Consider the following 22,098-nt stretch of genomic DNA (forward strand, 5'->3'; position numbering starts at 1 on the left):
CCTACAGGGTTGAGGCGTTGATAAAGAGTTCGTCCAGGTCACTGGAGGTCATGCCGATTTCGCTGGTGATGGCGTTCAACCAGGCGTTCTGGCGCGACCACTCAGCGGTGTCGAATTCGATTTGCGCTTTGCGCTTGTCCACCGGGCTTGCGATGCCCGCAATGGCCGCTTCGAGGTCGTCCAGCATCCCGACGTCCAGGAGCGCCAGCAGGCCTTGGCGCCGCGTAATGGTTGAAGGTACGAGGCGTGGTGCGGTGCTGGGGTCGTAGGCCTTGATGTCGCCAGCGGCGCCGGCCATCAGCGCGGCATGCGTCTCCCGGCCCATGGGCTCACTGTCATCGGGCGAAGCGGTGAACTTGATCCATCCCAAGGTTGGGTGCTTCAGCTCGCAGTCGATGGTGCCCACGGCGTTGAACGCCGGGGCACGTACTTCAATCTGGGTTTCCAATTACGCGATCCTCATAAAGGTGCCGGACTCGTTCGGGTAGGCGTAGGACATGCAGCGCCAGGTACCCTGCGGGACAGTGATTGCCGGTGTGTTGCTGCCGCTGTAGACCAGGCTTGAGCCCGGCACTTCGTCGCCAATGTTGATGATCGACGCGGTCTTGTTGCGCAGGAACGAGTAGGTGCCCAAGCCCCCAGCGCTCTGCCCGGAAATCGCCACGCCGGCCTGTGCAGGGGTGATGGTGACGGTGATGTTGGCCGAGCCATCGAACGCAACGCCGTTAATATTGCGAGGGGTGGCCAACCTGGTTGCGGTGGTGGCGGTAGCGGCGTTACCCGTGGTGTTGAGCGCGTAGGTGCCGGTGATGGTGCCGCCGGTGATGGTCACCGCGCCGTAGTTCTGGCTGGCCAGCGTGCCCAGTTCCAGCGCCGTGCGGGCGGTGGCTGCGGTGGTGCCAATGTTCAGCAGGCCCAGGCGAGCAGCTGCAATGGTGCCGCTGGTTACCTGCGAGCCGTTCAGGCCGGTCAGCTTGCTGCCGTCGCCCTGGAAGTAGCTGCACTCTACGGTGACGGTACCGCCGCTGGCCGTGTTGCGCAGCGCCAAGCTCGAAGCGGTGCCGTTCCAGTAGGCGCGCATGGTGGAGCCGTCATCCATGGCCGCGCTGAAGGGGAACATAGTCAGGTAGCCGCTGGCATGAGACAGCTGGGCTTTGACCGCACCACCGGTCACGCTCACGGCGTCCGCGTTCTGCGTGGCCATGTTGCCGAGCGCCAGCGCTGTGCGTGCAGTAGATGGCGTGGTGCCGATGTTCAGCATGCCGATGTAGGCCGGTGCAATCACGCCCGAGTTGACTGCGGAGCCGTTCAGGTTTTGCAGGTTAGTCAGCTGGCTGCCGTCGCCCTGGAAGTAGCCCGCCGCGAGCGTTACCGGGGTAGCACCGTTCGATTTCCTCAAGGAAATGGTCGAGGTGTTGCCGCTCCAGAACAGCTGGCCGGTGGTGCCATCGTCATATGCCGAACCGTAGGCGCCGATGTTCATGTAGCCACTGCTGTGGGCCAAGGCCGCTTTCACCTGGCCACCGGTCACGTTCACCGCGCTGGCGTTCTGCGTGGCCATAGAGCCCAAAGCGAGCGCATCACGCGCCGTGGCGCTGGTGGTACCGAGGGCCAGCTGGTTCAGGGTGTGCCACAGTTCGCTGCGGGTAATGGTGCCGCCCGTGGCCCCCTGGCGAATCATGAAGATCCGGTGCGCAGTACGGGCGAACATCAGGCGGAAGAATGCGCCACCAGAGCGGGCGATGTTCAGGATGCCGTCGCCATAGCTGGTCAGCTCTTGGGTCGGCGGGTTCGCGTAGTTGTTGCCGGTCTCGTAGAAGCCGGTGCGCAGGTCCTGCTGTTCGACGTCAAGAATGACCGGGGAAGTAGCACCGCCCAGACCGAAGTCGCCCACGCGAGTCATACGGCCCGCCGTTGCGTCCGTGCTTCCGGTGGTGGCGTCGGCCTGTGCGGCGGTACCGAGCCCCAGCGCTGTGCGGGCCGTGGCTGCGGTGGTGCCGATGTTCAACAGCCCCAGGCGATCTGCTGCGATGGTCCCGGTGGTGACTTGCGAGCCGTTCAGGTTGCTCAGCTTGCTGCCATCGCCCCAGAAGGCGCCAGCGGTCATGGTAACTGTTCCGCCGGCAGCGGTGTTGGCCAGCACCAGGGTAGCCGCGTTGCCGTTCCAGTAGGCCCGCATGGTTGAGCCATCGTCCATGGCTGCGCTGAAGGGCGCCAAGGTCATGTAGCCGGCGGAGTGATAGAGCTGCGCCTTGACCGAACCGCCGCTGATGCTCACGTTGTCGGCGTTCTGGGTAGCCATGGAGCCGAGCGCCAGCGCCACGCGCGCTGTGGCCGGGGTGGTACCGATGTTCAGCAGGCCCAAGCGCTCTGCGGCGATTGTGCCGGTAGCGACCTGCGAGCCATTGAGGTTCGTGAGCTTGCTGCCGTCGCCCTGGAGGTTGGTCAGTTTGCTTGCATCGCCCTGGAAGTAGTTGGCTTCAAGAGTGACGTAGCCGCCGCCTGTGTTGCGGTAGGACAGGGTTGCGGCGGTACCGTTCCAGTACATGCGCAGCGTGGAACCATCGTCCATCGCCTGGCCGAACGGGAGCATGGTGAAGTAGTTGCCCGAGTGGGTCAGCTGCCCCTTCAGTTGGCCGCCACTGACGTTCACGGCGTCGGAGTTCTGGGTGGCCATGGTGCCGAGCGCCAGCGCAGCACGCGCCGTAGAGGCTGTGGTACCGATGTTCAGCAGGCCCAGGTAGGCCGGTGCAATCACGCCCGAGTTGACCGCAGAGCCGTTCAGGTTCTGGAGGTTGGTCAGCTTGCTGCCGTCGCCTTGCAGGTTGGTCAGCTTGCTCGCGTCACCTTGGAAGTAGCCGGCCACCAGTGTGACAGGCGTATTGGCGCCCCCGGCTTTCCTGAAGTTTAACGATGATGTGATCCCGCTCCAGTAGATCAGGCCGTTGTTCCCGTCGTCATATTCCGGGCCATACGCCGCAACGTTGATGTAGCTGCCAGTGTGAGTCAGTTGCGCCTTAACCTGGCCGCCGCTGATGTTGACCGCGTCTGCGTTCTGGGTGGCCATCGTGCCAAGCGCCAGCGCAGCGCGTCCGGTTGCCGGGGTGGTGCCCAGCGCTAGCTGGTTCAGGGAGTGCCACAGCTCGCTGCGGGTCAGCGTGCCACCAGTGGCGCCCAAGCGGATGTAGAACAGCCGGTGAGCCGTGCGGCTGAAGAACATCCGATAGAACGCCCCGCCGGAGCGGGAAATGTTCAGAATGCCGTCGCCATAGCTGGTCAGGTCAGGTGCTGGAGGGTTGGCATAGGCGCCCCCGGTTTCGAAGAAGCCTGTGCGCAGGTCGGCCTGCTCTACGTCGCTGATCAGGGGCGAGGTGGCGCCGCCCAGGCCGAAATCGCCCACGCGGGTGACTCGCCCGGCGGTGCCGTCGGTGTTGCTGGTGGTGAGGTCTGCCAGCGCAGCCAGACCAAGCTCCAGAGCCTGGCGCGCGGTGGCCGGCGTGGTACCGATGTTCAGAATACCCAGGCGCGCCGCAGCGATGATGCCGGTGGTGACTTGGGAGCCGTTCAGCCCGGTCAGCAGGCTACCGTCGCCAGCGAACCCCGAGGCCGCCAGAATCGCCGCCGTTGGCCCGGTCCCACCTGCCGACTTGAAGAAGATCAGCCTCCCGGCGTTGCCGTCGAAATAGGCGCGCATGACCGAACCGTCGTCGCGCGCGGTGTCGAAGGGCGCGAACGTCATATAGCCCGATTTGTGGTTGAGCGTGGCGGTGACCACGCCACCGGACACGTTCACAGCGTCTGCGTTCTGGGTGGCCATGCTGCCCAGTTCCAGCGCAGCGCGAGCCGACGAAGGCGTTGTGCCCAGCGCCAGCGAGTTGAGACTGGTGAAAAGGTCGATCCAGCCAGTCCAGGCCACGCCGTTCCAGGTGCGGTAGGCCTGGCGGTTGTTGGTGGCGGAATACACGTTGGTGACGGTCTGCTTGATCCCGCCAGCCGCAGCATAGCGCTCAATCTCGACCGTGCAGTTGGTGCCGAATGGGTTGTCGGGGTCGGTTTGGAGGACGCGATAGTGCCCGATCGGTGTGGTGGAGTCGGCCAGGGTGATAGCCCGAGGCGAAGCGGCCCCCAGACCGTGTGCGCCGTTGAGCAACAGCACGCCCACGGTATCGTCCGCAGTGTTCAGCTGCACGCCCAGCAGGGCCGCAGCGCCCAACATCAAGGCGGCCCGCGCGGTAGCCGGAGTGGTGCCGATGTTCAGCAGGTTCAGCCGCTCGGCTGCGATCAGGCCGGCGGTGATGTAGGAGCCGTTGAGGTTGCGCAGCTTGCTGCCGTCGCCTTGGAAATAGTTGGCGCTCAGCGTGACGTAACCGCCATCGGTGTTGCGGAACTCCAGCACCTCACTGACGCCGTTCCAATACATGCGCAGCAGCGAACCGTCGTCATAGGCTTCGCTGAAGGGGGCCATCACGAAATAGCCGCCGGAGTGCGACAGCATGCCTTTGACCTGGCCGCCCTGGATATTCACGTTGTCCGCGTTCTGCGTGGACAGGGTGCCCAGCGACAGGGCAGCGCGCCCCGTAGCGCCAGTAGTGCCCAGCGCCAGCTGGTTGCCAGCGTGCCAGACGTCATAGCCCTTGATCCTGACCGCGGCGATATCGGCGCCCAGGTTCATCAGTGCAGAGGTCACAGTCAGGTAAGTTGCGCCCCCGAGCTTCAGGGCCACGCTGGCGGCGTCCAGGGCCAGCTTCTCGTCATTGAGCTTCTTGCCCATGGCCGCGGTCAGCGCTTCAGTGGCGCTGGTGGAGGTCAGCGTGTTGTTGAGCATGATGGCGCCGGCCTGGCTCGCCAGCTTGAAGCGGGTACCGTCGTAGATGGCGTCATAGACCGCCCCTTTGACGATATCGCCAGGGGTCAGCGCCTCGCCCGCGTTCTTGACGAAGGCCTTGGCGCCCAGGCCGTTGACGTTCACGCTCACGGCCCCGGTGTTGCCGTAGGCGGCCATGAAGCGGAAGGTCTGGCCGACCAGGTACTCTTGAACGTCGATCCCCGTTCCCATGGTCAGCGCGATGGCATTGGCGGTGCCGGCGACGTTTTTGGCCCACACGTACGACATCGCGTCAGGGAAGCGCGACCAGGGCAGGTACTGGGTGTGAGGGTCAGCTGATTCGACTTCGTGCGACAGCAGTGCTGCCAGCGCCACGCTTTCGGTCGGATCAATGACAAAGCTGATGCTATTCGGCGCCTGGTCAGCAAAGCCGAGGTCGCTGAAGAGCACGAACGGCGCGCCGTCGGTCTTTACCGTCAGCGCGTTGTTGACGTTATCGACGGCCCAGACGAAGACAGGGACAGCGCCCTGCCACCAGATGATTTCGGTGATAGGGACCTGGCCGACATCCTCGTTCCACACGCTGATAATGCGCAGCTGGTAGGGGTTTGGCCGAGCGCCAGCACGCACCGTCACTTTGGCGCCGACTTGCGACTTCATGGCCGTCTCGTTCCCGGTAGGCTTGTACAAGCCCTTGCCGAAAGTCACCCCGTCAATCTTGAGAGCAACCCCAGACCCCGAGGCGGCCATTGCCTTCTTGCCGGCCAGTGTCAGGGTGGGCGAGATCGTTCCGATAGTAGCCATACAGCCCTCAATGCGTGCATACGTGCGTTTGGCTGAATGGTACGAGCTGCAAAAAGGGCTACAGGAGGTGGGTTTGCATGCTTCGGCGGAAAGGCGTGCGACCGACTTTGGCGGAAGAGGCGGCCATACCTACACCCAGATCGAAGCGCACGCGCTTGGCCACGCGAATCTCCAGGACAATGCGCGCCGGTACCGCCGTTCGGGCGGCCATCAGTACCCGCGTGGGAACAATCAGCGTGTCGATGTCGACGCGCACCCGACTTGTCAGGAAGTAGTTGTTCAGGGAGTGCCCGAGCGTCTGTACCTCGGTTTCGCTGATTGCGTCCTTGGGGTACGTGCCATTTACTGGGCACCACAGCTGGTCGATCGAGAAAACGTTGCCGAAGAGCGCTGTGAGGTAGGTTTGCAGGAACGCGGTACCGCGCTGGGGGTTGAGGTAGCGCCAGGCGTTGAACAGCATCCTTGTCCTGGCGTCCGTCGTGTCGTTCATCAGCGCCAGCCCGTCGTTGTTCAGCTCCCGGCTGATCAGCGAGTCAGGCCCCAGATGCGGCATGCCCAGCGATGCCGCTTCATCCAGCTGGCTGCCCAGGCGCTTGCGGTACAGGCTCAGGAACAAGGCCTTGAACTGGGCTTCGAGATTGTCGAATTCAGCGCTCTGCTGTAACGGCTTCAGTTCCATCACGCGCCCTCCGCCAGTACGACAAGGCTTTCCTCAGTCACATACCGGAAATATTCCGGCAGGTCGTTTGCGGTGCTGCCGACCGAATCCACGGTGATATCAGCGATTCGCTGCGTCAGCGCCGGCACGTTCTTGCGCAGCAGGTCGTAAATGTCCTTGCGCAGAATCTTCGCCTCGCCACGCTTGGCCCACGACGAATCACGCCCATAGTTGGCCAGCAGCACCTCGCGCACCGTTTGGCGCACCGCAGCCACGTCGTAGGTCGAAGGCACATAGAGCGTGAGTTGCAGCGCGATCGGCTTCTCGACCGCTTTGACAAAGTTGACCCGGTAGCTATCGTCTGCGGCCTTGATGATGGCCCGCACCTTCGTCTCCAGGACCGCATTGGTGACCCCGTTCTTGAGCACAGAGACAAACAGGCGGTTCATGTTGGTGACCTTTGCCCCGCGTGCTTCCTCTTCCTTCAGCTCATTCCAAACGTTCAGGAAGACGACGGCCCCCAGATGCTTGCGCACCAGGAAGTCGAAGTTGGAGCGGAACACCGCGTTTTCGCTGTAGATGCCAGGGTAAGTACACACCTCACGCAGGGTGGTGAGGTTCATGGGCGCCTCGCCGGCCTGGCTGACTTCGGTCAGCTCCATGGTCGCTTTCTCAGTGGCGGCGCCATATTCAAAGTAGAACGCCATGCCCACGCTCGGATCGATGTCGCCCTCTGTGTCGTAGATCGAGATTTTCAGCGCCAGCCCCATGTCGGGCTGTTTGCCGGCCAGGCCGTCCACACCAAACACCAGGCCCAACTCCAGGAACTCGTTCGACTGAATGTGATAGATCAGGTCACCGTCCTGGACGTTGCAGAATTCAGGGGTGTATTGCCAGCCTTCGACCAGCACTTCCGCGATGTGGCCAATGTCGGGCTCTGGCACGGTCACAACGTAGAACGGTTGGTTTTGCGCCACAGTGTGAGTGATCGTCCGCAGCGCCACCTGGCGCGCCACGATCTTACCGGTGGCGCTCGCCGCGATTTGGGCACCCGTAGTGACCTGCCACAGGCGCCCGTTCTGGTCGCGCAAAACCCGCCCGGCGATGATGTTGAGCCTGGCGGCACCGGTATTGGTGACAGAGATAGTCGCCACGCACGGCACGCCGTAGGGCAGCACGCCTTTCACCGCAGCATCAGCCAGCACAGTGACGTCCCTGGCTTTCAGGTAAACCTCACCCGTGGTCAGTTCGACCTGCTCGGAAAGGTCGCTGAGCATGGCGGCCATTGCCGCAATGTGCATCTTGATCAGGGGGTCGCCAATCTGGAATCGCCGCGCCAGGTCTGGATAGTTGGCGATTTCGTTGACGGCATCCTGAACGAACTGCTCCTTAGAAATTGCCACGGGATACCTCGGAAAGATCGGAAAGCTGGATCGACTGGCCTGCAAGCTCGATGTGAACGTCTTTGATGTCGACGCCCTGCTGGTCGACGTACAGATTGAGCATTCCCGCCGGTAGCGCCCCCAGAACGGGGATGTCCTCGATCATCTTGGCCAGGTACCAGTCACCAAGGGACGTGCTCAGGGGCTTTTGTAGGAGGTCGTCGGCGGGGTTGCCGTAGGTGCTGCCGTAGTAGGTGTTGGGCTTGGTCTGCCACCAGTGCGCGATCATGCGAAACAGCAGCTCGGTGTTTAGGGGCTCGGCCATGGTGGGTGCTCACAATGCTTTGCACCCATCATGGCTCAGATTGCTGGCGCCCCCGGCCAGCGGTTTGCGGCCCTATCGCATGTGCATCCCAATGCCCCCGGCTGCGGCGTGGGCAATGGACCGGTCGCCAACGTCCTGTGTAAGCGGCACCTCAAGGGTAAATCCAGGCGGAGGATTGCCCTTGCCACCGCTCGGCAGCGGCGTTTTCACCTCGGACACCGCCGGGATCTTGGCCTGGCTGGCGTCTGCGGCAGCTGGTGCATAGCTGCGCAAGGTCGGCGCGGCTATTGCAGCAGGCATGGCCGATACGGTTGGGGCCACGCTCTGCACGCGGGGCTGTGGGAGCGCCATCACGCCGATTGGGGTCACCGTGGGAGCCGCTGCCGTGGCTGCCGCTCCAGCTGGCGTTGCCGGCTTGGCGGCGGTCACTTGCGAACCCGGCTGTGCTGGCGCCAGCACGCCAACAGGCTCGGCACCAGGTTGGGCGCCAGCGCGTGGCCGGCTTGGCTTGATGGCTGCAATGGTGGTGGCCACCGCCGCCTTGACCGGCTCGGGGGCAGCAACCTTCATTTCATCCGCGCGCCGGGTGGGCGTCAGTTCGCCGGCCTGGGCCATTGCCAGGTAAGTGTCCTGATACTTGGCTTCGACATCGCCCAGGCCATTGGTACCGCCGTTGGTGCGCTTGCGGGCGCCAACGATATCGCCGGCTTGGGCAGCCTTGTCAGCGCCGGAGGCTTTCCAGTGCGCCACTGCGATCTGTGCCGAATACTTCGGGTCGGCAGCCAGGTCGGGGTTGTTGACCAGGTCAATGCCCAGCTTCTTGCCCATCGCTTCATACTGCGCCTTGCCGGTCAGTTGCAGCGCCCCGCGGCCCCGGTACTTGAACCCGTCGCCCGCCTCGGTATTGCCCATGCGCCCACCGTATACCCGGTTGGCAATGGCTTCAGGGTTGCCGGCGTCCGCCCGGGCGTCCTCGACGTTCTGGTAGTACTTGGGGAATACCTGCTGGAGGCGCTTGGCGCTGTAGTTCAGGTTTTCCTCGGTTCTGGTGAAACCGCCGGTCTCGTGGTCCACGTTGGCCATCAGCATGGCTTTCGACTGCGGGTCAGTGATGCCGCCCGCGTCCATCGCATGGATCATCTGGTCTTTTGCGGCAGCTGAGCCCGCTTTGCCCAGCCGGCCACCCGTGGCCTTGTAGAGCACGTTACGGCCAGTATCGGTAACGCTGGTGGCCTTCTCGCTGACGTAGGACTTGGCGGTGTAAACCTTGTCCGAAACCGTATCGCGGGCCTGTAGCACTCGCTCGGCGGCCTTGCTCCAGGTGTCCTGTGCCCACGCCACCATACCCGTCAGGGCTCTGGTACCGGCGCCGACTAGGCCCGCCCAACCGTCTTTAACGGCCTTGAATGCAGATTCGGCCATGCTGCTCGTGCTGCTGGCCAGCGACCCGAAGGCAGATTTGATCGACGTGATGGCGGTGTCGAAATCGATCTTGGCCAGCCACTCGCCGGTTGCGGCCCCCAGACGCTCACCGACGATGCCGCCCATGACGGCGCCAACCGGGCCACCCAGCATGCCCACAGCGCCACCAATCAGGGCTCCAGCGCCCCCGCCAACGTTGCCCCACTTTTGCCGCTTGTTCTCGTCCTTGGACAACGTAGGGTCATCACCGGCCATGGCATCGGCTGCGATCATTCCCCCGCCGATCAGCGCGCCAATGATTGGCAGCTTGCGCAGGAGGCTTTTACCCGTCCGGGCGGCAGCGCTGCCAGCGGGCCGCGGCGACTCGGTTCTGCCTGTCCTGGTCCGTTCGGTTTCAGGGGCTCCCCCCTGCCTGCCGGTACCGACGGTTGTAGTGCTGCGGCCACGGCGGTTACGGCCAGCGCCACCAGCACCTGGTGTGCCCCGCGCGGCACGGCCAAAGCGCCCTGGCAGACGCCCGGCCAAGGCTTTACCCAGCGTGGCCAGCCCCAGCAGGCGGCCCAGCGCAGCCAGTGGCGCCAGCAAGGCCGCCAGCACCGGCAGGAGCATCGCCAAGACACCCAGCAGCCCCCGGCCTCGGCTCTGCTTGTTCGCGTCATCCTGAGCCCGCCAGATTTTGCGCCACCAGCTCACGCTTTCCCGGTGCTGTTTGGCCTGCTTGGTTTCGCTGTTGCGGCCAAAGATGCGCCCGAATGGCTTGAACATGGTGAGCACGGGCGAAACGATCGCGCCCACTTCCTTGCTCGCCTGAATCGACGGATCAACGCTGTCAGCTCCGGCGCCGACGTTGCCCCGCAGGTCACGCACAGCATCCACGATGGCGCCACCCACGGCTTTAACCCCGAGAACAGCCTTGGACTCGCTCGAAGAACCGCCACCCTCACCGGCGCCGGTCGGGCTTGCACTGTCTGGCGCCCGGCTGGAGACGAAGCGCCCAGAGGCGTCTCGGCTGCCGGCCTGGCCACGTTGTGCTGGCGCGGTCGTGGGCTCAGTGCTGTCGGTTGGGGCAGCTGCGGCTCGTCTGTTGCGTTTGGCGCGAGCGGTTGGCTCTTCCGGTGCTGCACCCTCTACGGCTTGCTGGTGCGGGCTAGCCGTTGCTTGCACTAGGTCCTGAGGGGCTGCCGGCGGTGTGGTGGTTGCGTCCTGGTGCTCGACTGGGGCCGAAACCTTGGGCTGGCGTGGTTCAGCGGGTGGGCGCTGGGCGTCCGGGCCTTCGGAGGTGGCGCGCTCGGGCAATTGCTCAGACGTTGCCATGACGGGCTGTCGCGGGGTGACTACTGGCCCGGGAGCCTCTTGCGCAGTCGGGGCCGTGGGCGCTGTGTTTACCGGGGCGCCTGGCTGACGTGACGTTACTGGTGCGCTGCTCGCCTCCACGTCGGCCACGGTCGACCGCTGGGCTGGGGCGGTACCGGCAGCCACGTCGGCGCTCACCTGACCAGGAGCGACGGTTACTGCAACCTCTACCGGGGCAGCCTGGACCTGGACCGTAGAGCTCGCACCAGCGTCAATGGTCTGTGCGCTGTCTTGCCGGGGTTGGCGTGGCGCCACTGTTGTCGCTGGGGTTTCTGGTGCGCTGTGCACCTGGTCATTGGCCGCGGCTACCGGCGCCGTTGCTGCCACCTGTTGGGGTGCAACTGGCGCCTGTGCCTGTACGGTGTCCGTCGGCGCCGGTCGGCTCACCTGGTCGGCACCAGCAGATTCGAGGCTGCCAGCCTGGCGCGGAGTGACGATATCGCCCCGTGGCTGCATCAGGGCAGCAGCGGACGGCGCGGCAACCGCCAAGTCTCCCTGGTCACCACCTTGGCTGTTGGGCTTGGCCTCTGCCGGTGTGCCGGGCTGGCGCGGTACCACGGTCGTGACCTTGACCGACACCAGATTAGGCGCGCGCTCGACACCATCGTGCATCAGGTGCGGTGCATTGGTCTCTGGCGAGGCCGCGCCAGCCACGGGCAAGCCGATGGCTGCACCAGGTGGCTCAGGCGTGATGGCGACACCGGACGTGCCCAGCTGCATCAGCCGCTTGGAGATATCCCGGGTGTTGGCCTCGATGGCGCGCAGTAGCTTCAGCTCCTGTGCGTACTTGTCGATGTCATCGGCAATGCTCTCGCCGCGTAGGAAGCCCGTGGCGGCGTCGTGTTGGAGTGCCATGGGTCAGCCCCTGATAACCGAGCTAATAACGGCCATGGCGCCCTTGACGCCCCCTGCGATGGTTGCTGCTACCCCTTTGTCCTTCTCTGCATCCGCGGGGTCCGGCTCGTAGCCCGGCAGCTCCTTGCACGCCATGAAGCGGGCGGCGCTGTCGAGCATGCCCTGGCCCTTGTCCATCGGAATTCCGCGCTCCATCTTGTCGGGGGAGGTACTGCCGGCGTTGTCGAGCATCGCCGCGCCCTGATCCAGTTGGCGCAGGCGCTCCAGCAAGCGCGCGTTCTGCTCAATCAGCTCGTCGTTTTGCTTGCACTGGTCTACATAGTCCTTGCTGATCGATGCGGCCAGGCTTTCGACCTGCTGCACATGGCGGTCGATCGAGTCCAGGAGGGCCGCGCTTTCGCTGGCATAGTCGTATTCAGCGCCAGCACCGCCCGCGCTCACGCTGTCCAGCATCGCCGGGCTGCGGTTGGCCACGAAGTTGGGGCCACGCACCAGGTCCATGCCGAAGTAGTTCTTCGGGGTGCGCATACCGCCTTCATCAGGGGCATAGAAAACGGAGCTGAAGCCGTAGGCGCCGCTTTCCCACAAGCGCTGGCCAATGCGCCCCGCCGCGGTGTCGAGAAATTCCTGTTCGTGCTCAAGGGTTCCGTCGGGGTAGCACTTGATGAAGATGGTGCGCTGCGCCGGCTCAAGAATGACCGGCGTACCGTTCACGATCACCGACTCAGGTGTGTCCAGGCCGAACTTCTCCCGGTACTGGTGACCGACGTAGCCGACGATATCGCCATTCTTCACCGCCTCCTGCACTGCCGGCCCGTTGACCACGCGCATTGCGGCGTCGATATCGACCTTACGCGGGGTGCCGGTGAAGGTCCGCCCGGTTTCGTTCATGTTGTAGCGAATAACGCCCGTGCGCGTACCCATTAGTCCTGCTCCCCTTCGTTTTCGTTGTTGCCGTTGTCACCGCCGCCTTGCGGGATCAGGTCGATACCTTCATCACCGCCAAAGCCACCAGGCATGCCCATGCCCGGCGGTACGGGTGGTTTGGCGTTGGCAAGGCCCTTGGCCAGGGTGTCTGCCTGCTCCTGGTCAAGCTCTGCCGTCTTGGCCAGCACGTAGCTGTTGGTTTTCTGGTCCATGCCCACTTCGCGCATCTGCGCCAGCACCTGGACCAGCACCGCGGCCTTGTTCATGGCGCGCTCGGAGCTGATCTGCTTTTCGGCTTCAAGGGCGGCGATGGAGCCGTAGAAGTTGATCGTGTAGGGGCGGTCATTCTCGGACCAGCACTTGCCGTACTTGGCCATCATGTGGCGGTCGATGGTGTCGTTGGCCATCTTCGTGTAGCTGGTGCGCAGCATCCGAGCCCGCTCGGCGCCCTGGCTGCTGGTGCGGTTGAATCCGCCCTCACCAAGGCCACCGCTCAACTGATCGGCAAAGCCCAGCATGGAAATGTCGGTACCGAGCGTGCCCGCCAGCTTCTTGGCGTGGAACAGCACGTCTTCAACGCCTAGACCCTGCCCGGTAGCGCCCGACTGGATGTCGCTGACCTGAGTGAGCTGTTTCTCGCCCCAGGTGGGCATGATGTTGAAGTTGCGCGAGGTCGAGTAAATGCCTTCGCTGACCTGCTTTTCGGCGCGCTCCTTCATCGCAAGGATCATCTTCGAGGTGTTCTCGACAATCTTCTTGCGCTGTTCCTTGGTCGTGTCGGCCAGATTGAGCGCCAGCAAAACCTCTTGGATCGAGGCATTGATCCGCTGGCCAACAAGCCCACGCAACGCGGCATAGAGGTTGTCGAAATCCTCTTCAGCGTTCTGTAGGAGCGAGCCGCCGACCAGGCTGGGCAGTGGAATGATGTCGCGTAGGTCCTTCGCGTCCAGGTTGGTCTTCTGGGCGTTCTCGATGGCCTTCATTTGCGGCACAAAGCCCATGCGCGGCATTTTGAGCCGCACCATGTCCATATGACTGAGTCGGCTCTGGATCTTGTCGCCCAGGCTCACCACATAGCCAACAGTGCGGCCCAACTCTTCATAGGGCTGCACCAGCGGCGGCAGGATCGATTCATGCTCGAAAGCCACAATCCCTACTTTCGGGACGGTGTAGGTCCTGGCGTAGGAGTCGCCAAAGCCAGCGGCGTTGTAGCACATGGCGTGCGCGCTTTCGTTGAGCAGGTGAACGACACCCTTCAGCTCTTCGAGCATCTTCTTGTCGGCGCTACTGATCCCTGGCTTGGGCTCCATGAAAATCGTTTCGCCGGTCGTCTCGTGCCCGCCCAGCGCCATCTGCACGTTGTTGCGCAGCGCGGTGGAAATCAGGCCCTCCTGCATCATGAACTGGTACTTCATGTACAGCTGCGAGCGGTTGCGGATCGGCTTGCTGGAGCTGCCGGTGAGCATTTCGATGCCGACATAGTCCGCATCAAACTGGCCGATGGCGTCCAGGCGGCTGGCGGCCTGCTGATTGGCCTGGGTGGGCGTCATGTCGGCAAGCGAGCCACCCAGGAGCAGATCACCTGCTTTCCGGGCGCCCCTGGAAAGGCGATCACGCCACCCTGCTTTCTGTTCGGTTGAGTTAGCCATTCACGTACACACAGAGGCTTGATTTAGCCTCCAGCGTACCGGCGCCACAGAGCCCTACCGGGCGCGTGTTTGCGTGGTTTGGCTACTCGTTCAGGCCCTCGCTGGCGTCTTCATCCGGGGCCGGGTTAAGCAGGTAGTCGCGGGTGTACGGCGGGATGTTCACGGCACCGGTTACGTCGACAATCTCGAAGTTGATGATCACGCCATCACCCATCAGCACCGCGACCAGCATGCGCTTGCTGGGCTGCACATAGCCTTCCTCGTCCGGGTCCTTCACCGGCTCAATAGAGGCTTGCAGGATGCCGTCTGCGTAGTCCAGGCGGGTAGAGTCGTCGGAGGTGTTGCCCAGCGGTGCGGCGTACCCTTGGGAAAAGTGGATCATGGCCTCGGCCACTTCCTTCCATTCGTATTCCGCTTCGTCCTCGTCGCTCATCACCCCCAGCGGGCCGATGGTTGGGTAGCCGTCAAAGCTGGCTTTATCGCTTGTCCTGGTCACAACCTTGTCGAAGAGCACGCAGGGGATGGAGTTGGGGTCGCGCAGCGTGCGCTGGCGCTTGGCCCGGTTGATCTGGATGGCCACGTTACTAAGCATGTCTTACCCCTTCACCTTGCCCACGGCCTTCAGCGCCGCGGTGATTTGCTTATCGCTGAACCCTTGCGCCTTCATGGCCGCCATGAGGGCCTGGTGCTGCGCATTGGAGGCCGGCCTGTTGACCTTCGAGGCCTTCGCGCCATCCCGTAGCTTCTGGTTTGCCTTGCGCACCGCGGCCTTATCTGCCGATGTGGCCTGACGCGCGGCCAGCTGGCGCTGGTATGAAGGCTGCGCCTGCCGAATCTCCCGCTTTTCCTCGTCGGAGCGGATGACCGAGCCGCGCTTGGCGTTCTTTTGCGCCCTGGCGACCTGCTCCACGAACTTCTGCTGCTCGGCCACGGTGACGGGCGTCATCTTGTTGCTGAGGGTGCGCCGGCCTTGCTCAATGATCCGCTTGGCGTACAGGTTGAAGGTGCCGCCAGCGTTGATGGTGGCCATCACCCGGATGATGTGTTTGCAGGCAATCCCCATCAGCTTGGGGTTTCGGATCTTGGGGAAACCGTCTTCCGGTCGCCCGTAGTTGAAGTTGCCGATCGTGGCGATGTACCGGTACCAGTAGCGATGGCGCTTGCAGTCGCATTCAAACTTCAGCTTGCCCGCCAGCATGCGTTTGGCAGCCTCAAGCGAGTTGCTGCCGTCCGCCACGACCTCGTCATAGTCCAGGAACTGAATAGTGATGGCGTGGCGGGTGACATCCGACTTGGCGCTGGCATTGGTGGTGAGCTGCACCACGCCGCCCCGGTTGCTCACGGGAATCACCGTGCGGATTTCTTGGGAGGCGCGCGAGCGGTCATCGGGCGACGACAGGTTGATTACTTGCTTGGCCAGGATCCCGCCGCCGGCACCTGGTGTGGGCACGTTGCCTTTGCGCAGGCCGTGCCGGCGCTGGATGTCGTGCACCGCAGCTTTGAACGCCACCAGGTCATCTACGGTGATGGGCCTGAAGTCGCCGCCAAGGGTGGTGAATAGCCCGCGCTTGCGGTCGTACAGCCCCGCCATGTCGTCGGCGGATAGGATCTGCGCCTGGTTACCGAGTCGGCTAAGCCGGTCGGCCTCGAAGTGCTTGCGAGCGTCAGCGCTGACCCTGGTAGCCGGGGCCACTTGTGCGTCACGGGTGGGTTTCTTGACAGCCATCAGCGCACCGACCTTTCAGCGGTCACAAGACCGGCGCGTTGCTTGAGGTAGACCAGGTGCTCACGGGTGGGCAGCACAACATCTTGTTCGACCAACTCGGAATCGACGGTCGACAGGCCGGCAGCTGCTCGGATCACCAGGACCTCGGTAGCATCCCCATACACGCGCAGCGCCATCATGGGGATATGGAAGCGCTCATTGGGCAGGCTGCGCACGACCTGGCGCCGGCTGGAATAGGACGGCTCATTGAGCGCGAACTTGCGCACCTCGTAGTAGAACCTGGCTTCGGGAATCATCATCCACCCCTCTCTGAACTCAGGTGGATTATCCCGGCCCGGGCAGCGCAGCCCGGCTGGCGCTTTGCGCCGTTTTTGAGGTGAAAAAATGCTTTAAGAGTTTTAGAAGCGTTTTAAATATAGTTTTGGGCAATGTGCATAAGTGGCTCGCCGCGCTGTAGCACTTGGCTTGGCCCGTGTGCACAACCCTGTGGGCGGGTGGCTAAATTACTGATTTTGGTGGGTAATTTACGCTTTTAGGTGGGTAAATTACTGGTTCTGGTGGCTGAATTACGTTTTTTCAGGCAAAACAAACCCCGCGCAAGGCGGGGTTTTTGCTGTTGGGCCGATCAGGCGCAGGGGTAGGCAGTGCGCATGAAAAGGAAAGCGCTAGCCGAGCTTTCTTCAGCCTTGAGCTTGTTTGTCATGTGAACCCTCGACCAGCCTACAAAGTGCTCTATCAGGGCTTTGTTAGTTACGGTCGAAGGGATGCAGATAGGACCCCGTTTTCCTAGGTTATGTTGGTTGTAGGCATCTGCAATGGTCCAGGTATCTCGCCAGGTCTGAAACTGCATCAGGCACAGCATGAGGCCGGCAACCTGAAGTTCGCTGGCCTTCCCCTGCGGGATACTCACAGCGTTGCAGTTCTCGATCAGCCCGCGCCCGGTAGACCAGTCCTCACTCGCTGCCATGGCTTGAGCACTCACGCCTGCGGTAATCAACGCGCCCAAGAGCGCAACCAACCTAAATCCCTTCACTATCGGCTTCCTGTCATTCATTGCGGGCGCGACGACCGCGCCTCCATGCGGGTGCGAAGGCTACCACGACCCGATAACCATCCCATCGTTGTGCTCGTGCTCTTCATCCGCATAGACCATGCAAAGTGCGCTCATGTCGCGGTCCATACCGTTGGCAATGCCATCCAGATAGCAGATCCCGTTTTCGTCACGCTTGGGGGCGGCGTCCATTTTCTGCTTGGCCAGGGTGCGCTTCAGGGGATGCTTGATGGCGCCAGCTTCTGCCGCCTGGGCATAGCGCTCGAAGGCCAGCGAGAAGTTATCGCGGTGGTGCTGGCGTTCATCCTCGTTGTGAGGCATGAACCCGAAGTTAGCGTCTCGCCAGCACAGCGTGCCGGGCATTTCCAGCAGCAACGTGCGCGCCAGGTCGCAGCAATAGGACAGCCGGTCGATCATCACGCGCGGCTGGCCAAGGGCTGAAGCGTACTCCACCAGCTTCACCGCATATTTCTGGTCCAGCAGCGCATTGCCATGCAGCGTCCGATCGGTCAGCAGCACGGCACGGCGGCGGCCATCTGCACCAGGTGCTACCAGAAAGTGGTACGTGTAGAACTTGGCAGCGTCACAGGTCACCGCCAGGAAGTGCTCAAAGGCATCGCCACGCTGGATTGGCCCATCATCGGCCAGCGCCGCCTCGACCAGGCCGGCGACATCAGCAGGCACCAAGGAAGTGCCCGTAGGCCGAGCAACGCGGCGCTTTTCCTTGTTCGGTACCGCCCAGATGCCTTGGGGCCGGGAGCGCTTTTCATTAATGAGCTGGCCTGTGCGGAACAGGTAGTCACGGTTCTCTTCGTGTCGGCTGTGCTTCTTCGCGCTGATCATGCTGCCACCGCCAGGCCGAGGCTGCTGAAGCCGTGTTGGGCTGCCCGTGCGCGGTACTGGTACTGAAGCGACGACTTGTGCGCATGAGATACCGGGAACTCACGCCCCAGCACCACGCAGAAATGCTCAGGCGATTGGTCTGCGCGAGACATCAGCCGGTCGACGGCTGAAACCAGCACCAGCGCGCGGCGGTGTGCCCGCGCAAAGCCGGTCACCTGGCCTTCGATGTCCCTGAGGGTAACGCGCCCCGCCAGCTTCCACTCAACGCCCTGCCGGTCCAAGGCAATGATGGCCTTGGCATCCGACCAGAACGCTACGAACGCGCTTGAATGCACGGCCTCGGTCTTGCGCCCGCCTTTGCTGTGGCGACGTAGATCCATGTCTCTATCTCCGAAAAAGTATCCCCGGACATCCTAAGGCGGTTTTACGCCCATAAAATCGCTCGAATTGCGGGGCAATCACCCAAGCGCCAGCGGAATATACACAAAAACATATACGAAACTATAGTTATTTATGCGACGTCAGCCAGTGCCGCCTTGGCGCGCTCCATTGCCGCCTTAGCACGCGAGGACTTCGAAACCACAGTTTCTTCAGCGCAGGCGACGTAGTTGACGTCTTCCAGGAATGCCATGCAGATGGTGTCGAAAAGGTCCGGGGACGGCAGGCCGTCAGCCGCCATGCTCTCTTTGCTGGCGATCTTGAAGCGCCCCATATCGTCAAAGGCATAGGGCAGGCGCGAGCCCTGGTCGATGAGGTCGCGCTTATGCTTGGGCGACAGCTTGACCACACCGTCTTTGATGGCCTCGGTGGCGTGCACGGTGCACTGGGCGCGCTGGTTGATGAAGCGCTGACGGTAGGCGTTGGAGTGGTTGCGGGCGCCCCACAGCACGCCCTGCACGATCATGTTGCCCTCTTGCAGCTCCTGGAGCCGGCGCATGAACTGCACGCCCATGGCGCTCACGTCGATGACAATGGTGACGTTCGGGAAGCGCATGGCGTAGTCGCGCAGTTTGACCGCCAGCGGCGTCCAGTCCTCGGTAGCGGTGTAGATCGGGATGTCGACAACCTCGATCTTGCGGCGCCGCTCGTTGGCCATCCGGTCGCCCTTGCCGCTGATCCGCATGTGGGTGGCAACGGTCTTGTCTCGCCCCATGCCGGCGGCGACGTCGACCACGATGACATGCCCCCACTCTTCCCCGGGCAGGATCGGGCTGGCCGCTTCGATGGCGCGTTCCAGCATGGTCGTACTGAGCAGGTACTTGCTCAGGTTGGTGGGGAACATGCCCTTGACCTTGATCTGGTACTCGGCCTCGTCCGCCCCGCCGTACTGCTGGCGCTTTTCCTTGATGAACTTCAGGGAAACGATCGGGCTTTCTTCGGAGTTGAACACCAGCGACGTCCAGGCGCCGCCGCGATACTTCGACAGCCCGTGGTGGGTTTCCCAGAAGAAGCCCGTTGACCTGGTCGGCTGGCTGGCCATGACGAAGCGGTTGCGCTCGTCGGTCAGCGCGCCACCGATGACACCGAAGTTTTCGTCGGGGATACCAGATGCCTCGTCCGCCAGCCAAAGCAGGTAGTCGGCGTGGGTACCGGCCAAGTTTTCAGGGTTGCCGCGGGGCGCAGTTCGGGTGGTGACGTACCAGTTGGCGCTGTAGCCGGCGACATAGACCTTCTCGGCCTGGATAACCACGTAGTCAGCAATCCACGCATGCGGGCCCTTGCGGATCTCTTCGAGCATGGTGGCGATTTCTTTCCACACGCCCTCTCGCACCGTCTTCAGCTTGGGCGCGGTCACGTAGGTCAGGGAGTGCTGATAGCACAGAAGGTGCCACAGGCAGGTGACACCAAAGGAACGGGTCTTGCCGGTACCGTGGCCGGAGGACACAGAGACACGGCAACCGAAGACTGATGCTTCGTCGAAAAGCTCTTGCTGCTGCGGGGTGACGTCCATCTGACACACCTCGACCGCGAACTTGTACAGGTCGAAGGCGTATCGTTCGATGAAATCAGGCCACCGCGGGTCTGCCTTCAGGCGTAAGACCTTAGGCTTTGGCTTGGCCATGGATTCCTTGCACTTAGGGGCCGGAGCCCAGCCCCATCACTCTACGGGCGCCAGCTACTCACCCCGGGGCGTGGTTTGCTTCAGTGCCGGCCCATCTACCGCGAACTCGTCCCAGTTGTGCCAAGTCGCCCCGGGCACGTCGCCGCGGTCGATACTCCAGCCGGTCTGCGCCGATATCAGCCATGGGCCGGTGCTGTCCTTGAACGTCGCGCCAGCAGCGGAGAAGCACACGGCGTGTGCCAGGTGGGCGTCTTCGATGATCCAGCCGGTGTCCTGGCTCCATGCGGTGTCTATGCGTTCAGGGGGATTGGCGCGTGCTGGGGCGAACTGAATACATGCGCCCTCGCCCGGCCTGCCCAGCAGCACATAGTCGGTACCGATCCTGACGTAAGGGGCTACCCATTCCAGGCGTTCCATGGCACGCATTACCAGCAGGCGGTAGCCATCGGCAACGTTGATCAGGTGCCGCGGGCAAGCCACAGCGGTATATGAATCGGGCTTGAAGAACAGGCGCCAGACCCCTACAGGGGCGAAGGGCGTCACCGGGCAATGGCCAAGGCTGTCCAGGTCAGACGTCACTGTCATGCGTGCGCCTGGCTTTGTAGCGCTGCGCAGCAGCATGGCCATCTTGGGCGACACCTCCAGCTGAAGTACTTCCCGGGCGAAAGCGACGATGTCGTTGGCGTAGCGGTCCACCAGTGCGGAGTAGTTGGGGTGCTTCTCGTAGCGAACGGTCATTCTGGCGCTTCCTGTGGTTCTGTGGCGGTGATGCGCTCGTGCTCGGCAATGAGCAACGCGCCAGCCTTTTCGAGCGTGCGCAGGCGGGAGGCCTTGCGCATGGGCTCGCTCGGCCATGGCCAGAGGTTCTTGGCGTAGTCGGGCATCAGCAGGTCGATGATGTACGCCCCCGCCGCGCGCAGCAGCTGGTGGTCACGGAAGCGCTGGTCGCGCACTGGGTCGAAGCCCTCGACGTTGACCTGGCGCTGGCGCTCACGTAGGAACGCCTCCGCGCTGGGGGAGACGGCGGGCGGTGATGGCCACAGCGGCACGGGTTGTTCCCAGCCGATGGCCTCCAGCGCCGCCCATTCTTCCTGGGTCTTGCGTTGGTAAGGGCGCGGTACCGAAATGCCCTGGTCCTTACCACGGCGGCGGGTGAGCCACGCGACCGGACCCCGGCGAACAAGGCGGGTCTGCGCCAGCGAGTCCCACACCAGGAATGTCTTCTGCGTGTGGGGGTTGGTGTAAGCGCCAGCCTCAGGGTCGAAGGCCAGGTCGATGATCCCGGCCCGCCGGCACTGGCGCTCAAATTCGGATCGATCGTGGAATAGGGTCATAGGGCTGTTCCATATGCGGCCAGGGGGACGGCTGGTGCCAGCATTGGCACGTCGTCTACGGCTGGCAGGGTGCCGACGAAGCGCCAGCGCTCAAGCGGGAGGTGGATGCGCAGGGCATGCTCGATGTCGTCGTGCATGTTGCGCAGCCATAGGTGCTCGCCCAGCTCCAGCTCAACCTTCAGTTCTTCGCCAGTGAGGCGGTTGATAACGCGCGTGCTCATTCGATCTTCCCGTCTTCCTTCATGACCGGCTTGAGGAACACACGGGAGAACCGGAATTCAGCGATGATCCGTTGGAAGTCGGGGATTGCCTGCTTGAAGTGGCGGTCGCCATTGCCCAGCAGTGCGCCGACCAGCGTGCCCGCCGGCATGCTGCGCCCGTCCTCGATGTAGGTGGCCAGGCAGCGCAGGAGGCGCTGGTGGGCGTAGCTGCCACGGAACATTGGCCACAGGCGCTCCTGGCCCCGTACCGCGGTGTTCATGTTCACCGGCTTGGCGCCAGCGATGCCCTGGACGAAGCTGAAGCCGCCGGTTGGGATCGGCTCCAGGCGCGCCTCGCCCCCTTCGGTACCGAACACCGGCAGGCGGCAGCTGGCCAGCGCCTTGATTACCTGGTTGGCGGTCTCCAGGCGGTGCATCTGGCGCTCATTGAGCACGGTTGCAGCTGGCGCTACAGAAACAGCGTGCATGTTCGTCTCCTAGATCTTGAGCCGCAGCTGGGCCCGGTCACATTCGTTTTCGCCGTGGGGCAGCTTGTGGGCTTGGGCCTCACTGTTGCGCCGCCGGCAGTCTTGGCAGTAGGTGTAGGCGGGGCCGTTGCGAGGCCTCCGCCACTTCACTCGCTCGCCTTGGCAATGTCGGCACTTCATGGCGTCCGATCCCC

19 protein-coding genes are annotated in these 22,098 nt (G+C 63.2%); all 19 read right to left on the bottom strand.

Annotated features, from left to right (window positions below):
• Window position 1: 1 nt before the first annotated feature.
• The 19 genes from ACNFBR_RS27295 to ACNFBR_RS27385 all read right to left on the bottom strand — a co-directional run bounded on the left by ACNFBR_RS27295 (window position 2) and on the right by ACNFBR_RS27385 (window position 21,904).
• Window positions 2–448, bottom strand: coding sequence for a hypothetical protein (locus tag ACNFBR_RS27295; RefSeq protein ID WP_416737618.1), 447 nt, complete (start codon window positions 446–448; stop codon window positions 2–4).
• Entirely contained in the window at window positions 449–5,629 is a 5,181-nt protein-coding gene (locus ACNFBR_RS27300; RefSeq protein ID WP_416737619.1) for a beta strand repeat-containing protein, read from the bottom strand.
• A 58-nt stretch (window positions 5,630–5,687) separates the two neighbouring features.
• Complete coding sequence (locus ACNFBR_RS27305) at window positions 5,688–6,308, bottom strand: hypothetical protein (RefSeq protein ID WP_416737620.1); 621 nt, start codon at window positions 6,306–6,308, stop codon at window positions 5,688–5,690.
• The gene (locus tag ACNFBR_RS27310) at window positions 6,308–7,690 is read right to left on the bottom strand and encodes a hypothetical protein (RefSeq protein WP_416737621.1); all 1,383 of its coding nucleotides are present in this window, start codon (window positions 7,688–7,690) and stop codon (window positions 6,308–6,310) included. The genes ACNFBR_RS27305 and ACNFBR_RS27310 overlap by 1 nt, the downstream gene beginning before the upstream one ends.
• Window positions 7,677–7,994 (bottom strand): hypothetical protein, encoded by a 318-nt coding sequence (locus ACNFBR_RS27315; RefSeq protein WP_416737622.1) that lies wholly within the window; start codon window positions 7,992–7,994, stop codon window positions 7,677–7,679. The genes ACNFBR_RS27310 and ACNFBR_RS27315 overlap by 14 nt, the downstream gene beginning before the upstream one ends.
• A 72-nt stretch (window positions 7,995–8,066) precedes the next feature.
• A complete protein-coding gene (locus ACNFBR_RS27320; protein ID WP_416737623.1) occupies window positions 8,067–11,624 on the bottom strand; it encodes a glycoside hydrolase family 19 protein in 3,558 nt (1,185 codons plus the stop codon).
• 3 nt (window positions 11,625–11,627) lie between these two features.
• Complete coding sequence (locus ACNFBR_RS27325; RefSeq protein ID WP_416737624.1) at window positions 11,628–12,548, bottom strand: hypothetical protein; 921 nt, start codon at window positions 12,546–12,548, stop codon at window positions 11,628–11,630.
• The gene (locus ACNFBR_RS27330) at window positions 12,548–14,101 is read right to left on the bottom strand and encodes a hypothetical protein (protein ID WP_416737625.1); all 1,554 of its coding nucleotides are present in this window, start codon (window positions 14,099–14,101) and stop codon (window positions 12,548–12,550) included. The genes ACNFBR_RS27325 and ACNFBR_RS27330 overlap by 1 nt, the downstream gene beginning before the upstream one ends.
• Before the next feature lie 181 nt (window positions 14,102–14,282).
• Window positions 14,283–14,792: a hypothetical protein gene (locus ACNFBR_RS27335; RefSeq protein WP_416737626.1), complete on the bottom strand. Its 510-nt coding sequence runs from the start codon at window positions 14,790–14,792 to the stop codon at window positions 14,283–14,285.
• Between the two features lie 3 nt (window positions 14,793–14,795).
• Entirely contained in the window at window positions 14,796–15,893 is a 1,098-nt protein-coding gene (locus ACNFBR_RS27340; protein ID WP_416737627.1) for a hypothetical protein, read from the bottom strand.
• A 32-nt stretch (window positions 15,894–15,925) separates the two neighbouring features.
• Entirely contained in the window at window positions 15,926–16,225 is a 300-nt protein-coding gene (locus ACNFBR_RS27345; protein WP_416737628.1) for a hypothetical protein, read from the bottom strand.
• Between the two features lie 326 nt (window positions 16,226–16,551).
• Window positions 16,552–16,980 carry a hypothetical protein gene (locus ACNFBR_RS27350; RefSeq protein ID WP_416737629.1) on the bottom strand — a complete coding sequence of 143 codons (429 nt, stop codon included), beginning with the start codon at window positions 16,978–16,980 and terminating at the stop codon, window positions 16,552–16,554.
• Window positions 16,981–17,019: 39 nt separating this feature from the next.
• Window positions 17,020–17,820, bottom strand: coding sequence for a hypothetical protein (locus ACNFBR_RS27355; RefSeq protein WP_416737630.1), 801 nt, complete (start codon window positions 17,818–17,820; stop codon window positions 17,020–17,022).
• Window positions 17,817–18,200 (bottom strand): hypothetical protein, encoded by a 384-nt coding sequence (locus tag ACNFBR_RS27360; protein ID WP_416737631.1) that lies wholly within the window; start codon window positions 18,198–18,200, stop codon window positions 17,817–17,819. Before ACNFBR_RS27360 ends, ACNFBR_RS27355 begins: the two co-directional genes overlap by 4 nt.
• Window positions 18,201–18,331: 131 nt before the next feature.
• A complete protein-coding gene (locus tag ACNFBR_RS27365; RefSeq protein WP_416737632.1) occupies window positions 18,332–19,882 on the bottom strand; it encodes a hypothetical protein in 1,551 nt (516 codons plus the stop codon).
• 54 nt (window positions 19,883–19,936) lie between these two features.
• A complete protein-coding gene (locus tag ACNFBR_RS27370) occupies window positions 19,937–20,620 on the bottom strand; it encodes a hypothetical protein (protein ID WP_416737633.1) in 684 nt (227 codons plus the stop codon).
• Window positions 20,617–21,216: a hypothetical protein gene (locus tag ACNFBR_RS27375; protein ID WP_416737634.1), complete on the bottom strand. Its 600-nt coding sequence runs from the start codon at window positions 21,214–21,216 to the stop codon at window positions 20,617–20,619. Before ACNFBR_RS27375 ends, ACNFBR_RS27370 begins: the two co-directional genes overlap by 4 nt.
• Window positions 21,213–21,437, bottom strand: a complete 225-nt coding sequence (locus ACNFBR_RS27380; RefSeq protein WP_416737635.1) for a hypothetical protein — start codon at window positions 21,435–21,437, stop codon at window positions 21,213–21,215. Before ACNFBR_RS27380 ends, ACNFBR_RS27375 begins: the two co-directional genes overlap by 4 nt.
• Window positions 21,434–21,904, bottom strand: a complete 471-nt coding sequence (locus ACNFBR_RS27385; protein ID WP_416737636.1) for a hypothetical protein — start codon at window positions 21,902–21,904, stop codon at window positions 21,434–21,436. The genes ACNFBR_RS27380 and ACNFBR_RS27385 overlap by 4 nt, the downstream gene beginning before the upstream one ends.
• Window positions 21,905–22,098 lie beyond the last annotated feature (194 nt).

The organism is Pseudomonas sp. NY11955 (genome assembly GCF_048068035.1).
Taxonomy (GTDB): Bacteria; Pseudomonadota; Gammaproteobacteria; order Pseudomonadales; family Pseudomonadaceae; genus Aquipseudomonas.

Coding starts and splice junctions, on each gene's coding strand:
- ACNFBR_RS27370 (WP_416737633.1), bottom strand. CDS start 20,620: ATGACCGTTCGCTACGAGAAGCACCCCAACTACTCCGCACTGGTGGAC.
- ACNFBR_RS27380 (WP_416737635.1), bottom strand. CDS start 21,437: ATGAGCACGCGCGTTATCAACCGCCTCACTGGCGAAGAACTGAAGGTT.
- ACNFBR_RS27300 (WP_416737619.1), bottom strand. CDS start 5,629: ATGGCTACTATCGGAACGATCTCGCCCACCCTGACACTGGCCGGCAAG.
- ACNFBR_RS27355 (WP_416737630.1), bottom strand. CDS start 17,820: ATGATCAGCGCGAAGAAGCACAGCCGACACGAAGAGAACCGTGACTAC.
- ACNFBR_RS27360 (WP_416737631.1), bottom strand. CDS start 18,200: ATGGATCTACGTCGCCACAGCAAAGGCGGGCGCAAGACCGAGGCCGTG.
- ACNFBR_RS27305 (WP_416737620.1), bottom strand. CDS start 6,308: ATGGAACTGAAGCCGTTACAGCAGAGCGCTGAATTCGACAATCTCGAA.
- ACNFBR_RS27375 (WP_416737634.1), bottom strand. CDS start 21,216: ATGACCCTATTCCACGATCGATCCGAATTTGAGCGCCAGTGCCGGCGG.
- ACNFBR_RS27330 (WP_416737625.1), bottom strand. CDS start 14,101: ATGACGCCCACCCAGGCCAATCAGCAGGCCGCCAGCCGCCTGGACGCC.
- ACNFBR_RS27315 (WP_416737622.1), bottom strand. CDS start 7,994: ATGGCCGAGCCCCTAAACACCGAGCTGCTGTTTCGCATGATCGCGCAC.
- ACNFBR_RS27320 (WP_416737623.1), bottom strand. CDS start 11,624: ATGGCACTCCAACACGACGCCGCCACGGGCTTCCTACGCGGCGAGAGC.
- ACNFBR_RS27385 (WP_416737636.1), bottom strand. CDS start 21,904: ATGCACGCTGTTTCTGTAGCGCCAGCTGCAACCGTGCTCAATGAGCGC.
- ACNFBR_RS27345 (WP_416737628.1), bottom strand. CDS start 16,225: ATGATGATTCCCGAAGCCAGGTTCTACTACGAGGTGCGCAAGTTCGCG.
- ACNFBR_RS27350 (WP_416737629.1), bottom strand. CDS start 16,980: ATGAATGACAGGAAGCCGATAGTGAAGGGATTTAGGTTGGTTGCGCTC.
- ACNFBR_RS27335 (WP_416737626.1), bottom strand. CDS start 14,792: ATGCTTAGTAACGTGGCCATCCAGATCAACCGGGCCAAGCGCCAGCGC.
- ACNFBR_RS27325 (WP_416737624.1), bottom strand. CDS start 12,548: ATGGGTACGCGCACGGGCGTTATTCGCTACAACATGAACGAAACCGGG.
- ACNFBR_RS27365 (WP_416737632.1), bottom strand. CDS start 19,882: ATGGCCAAGCCAAAGCCTAAGGTCTTACGCCTGAAGGCAGACCCGCGG.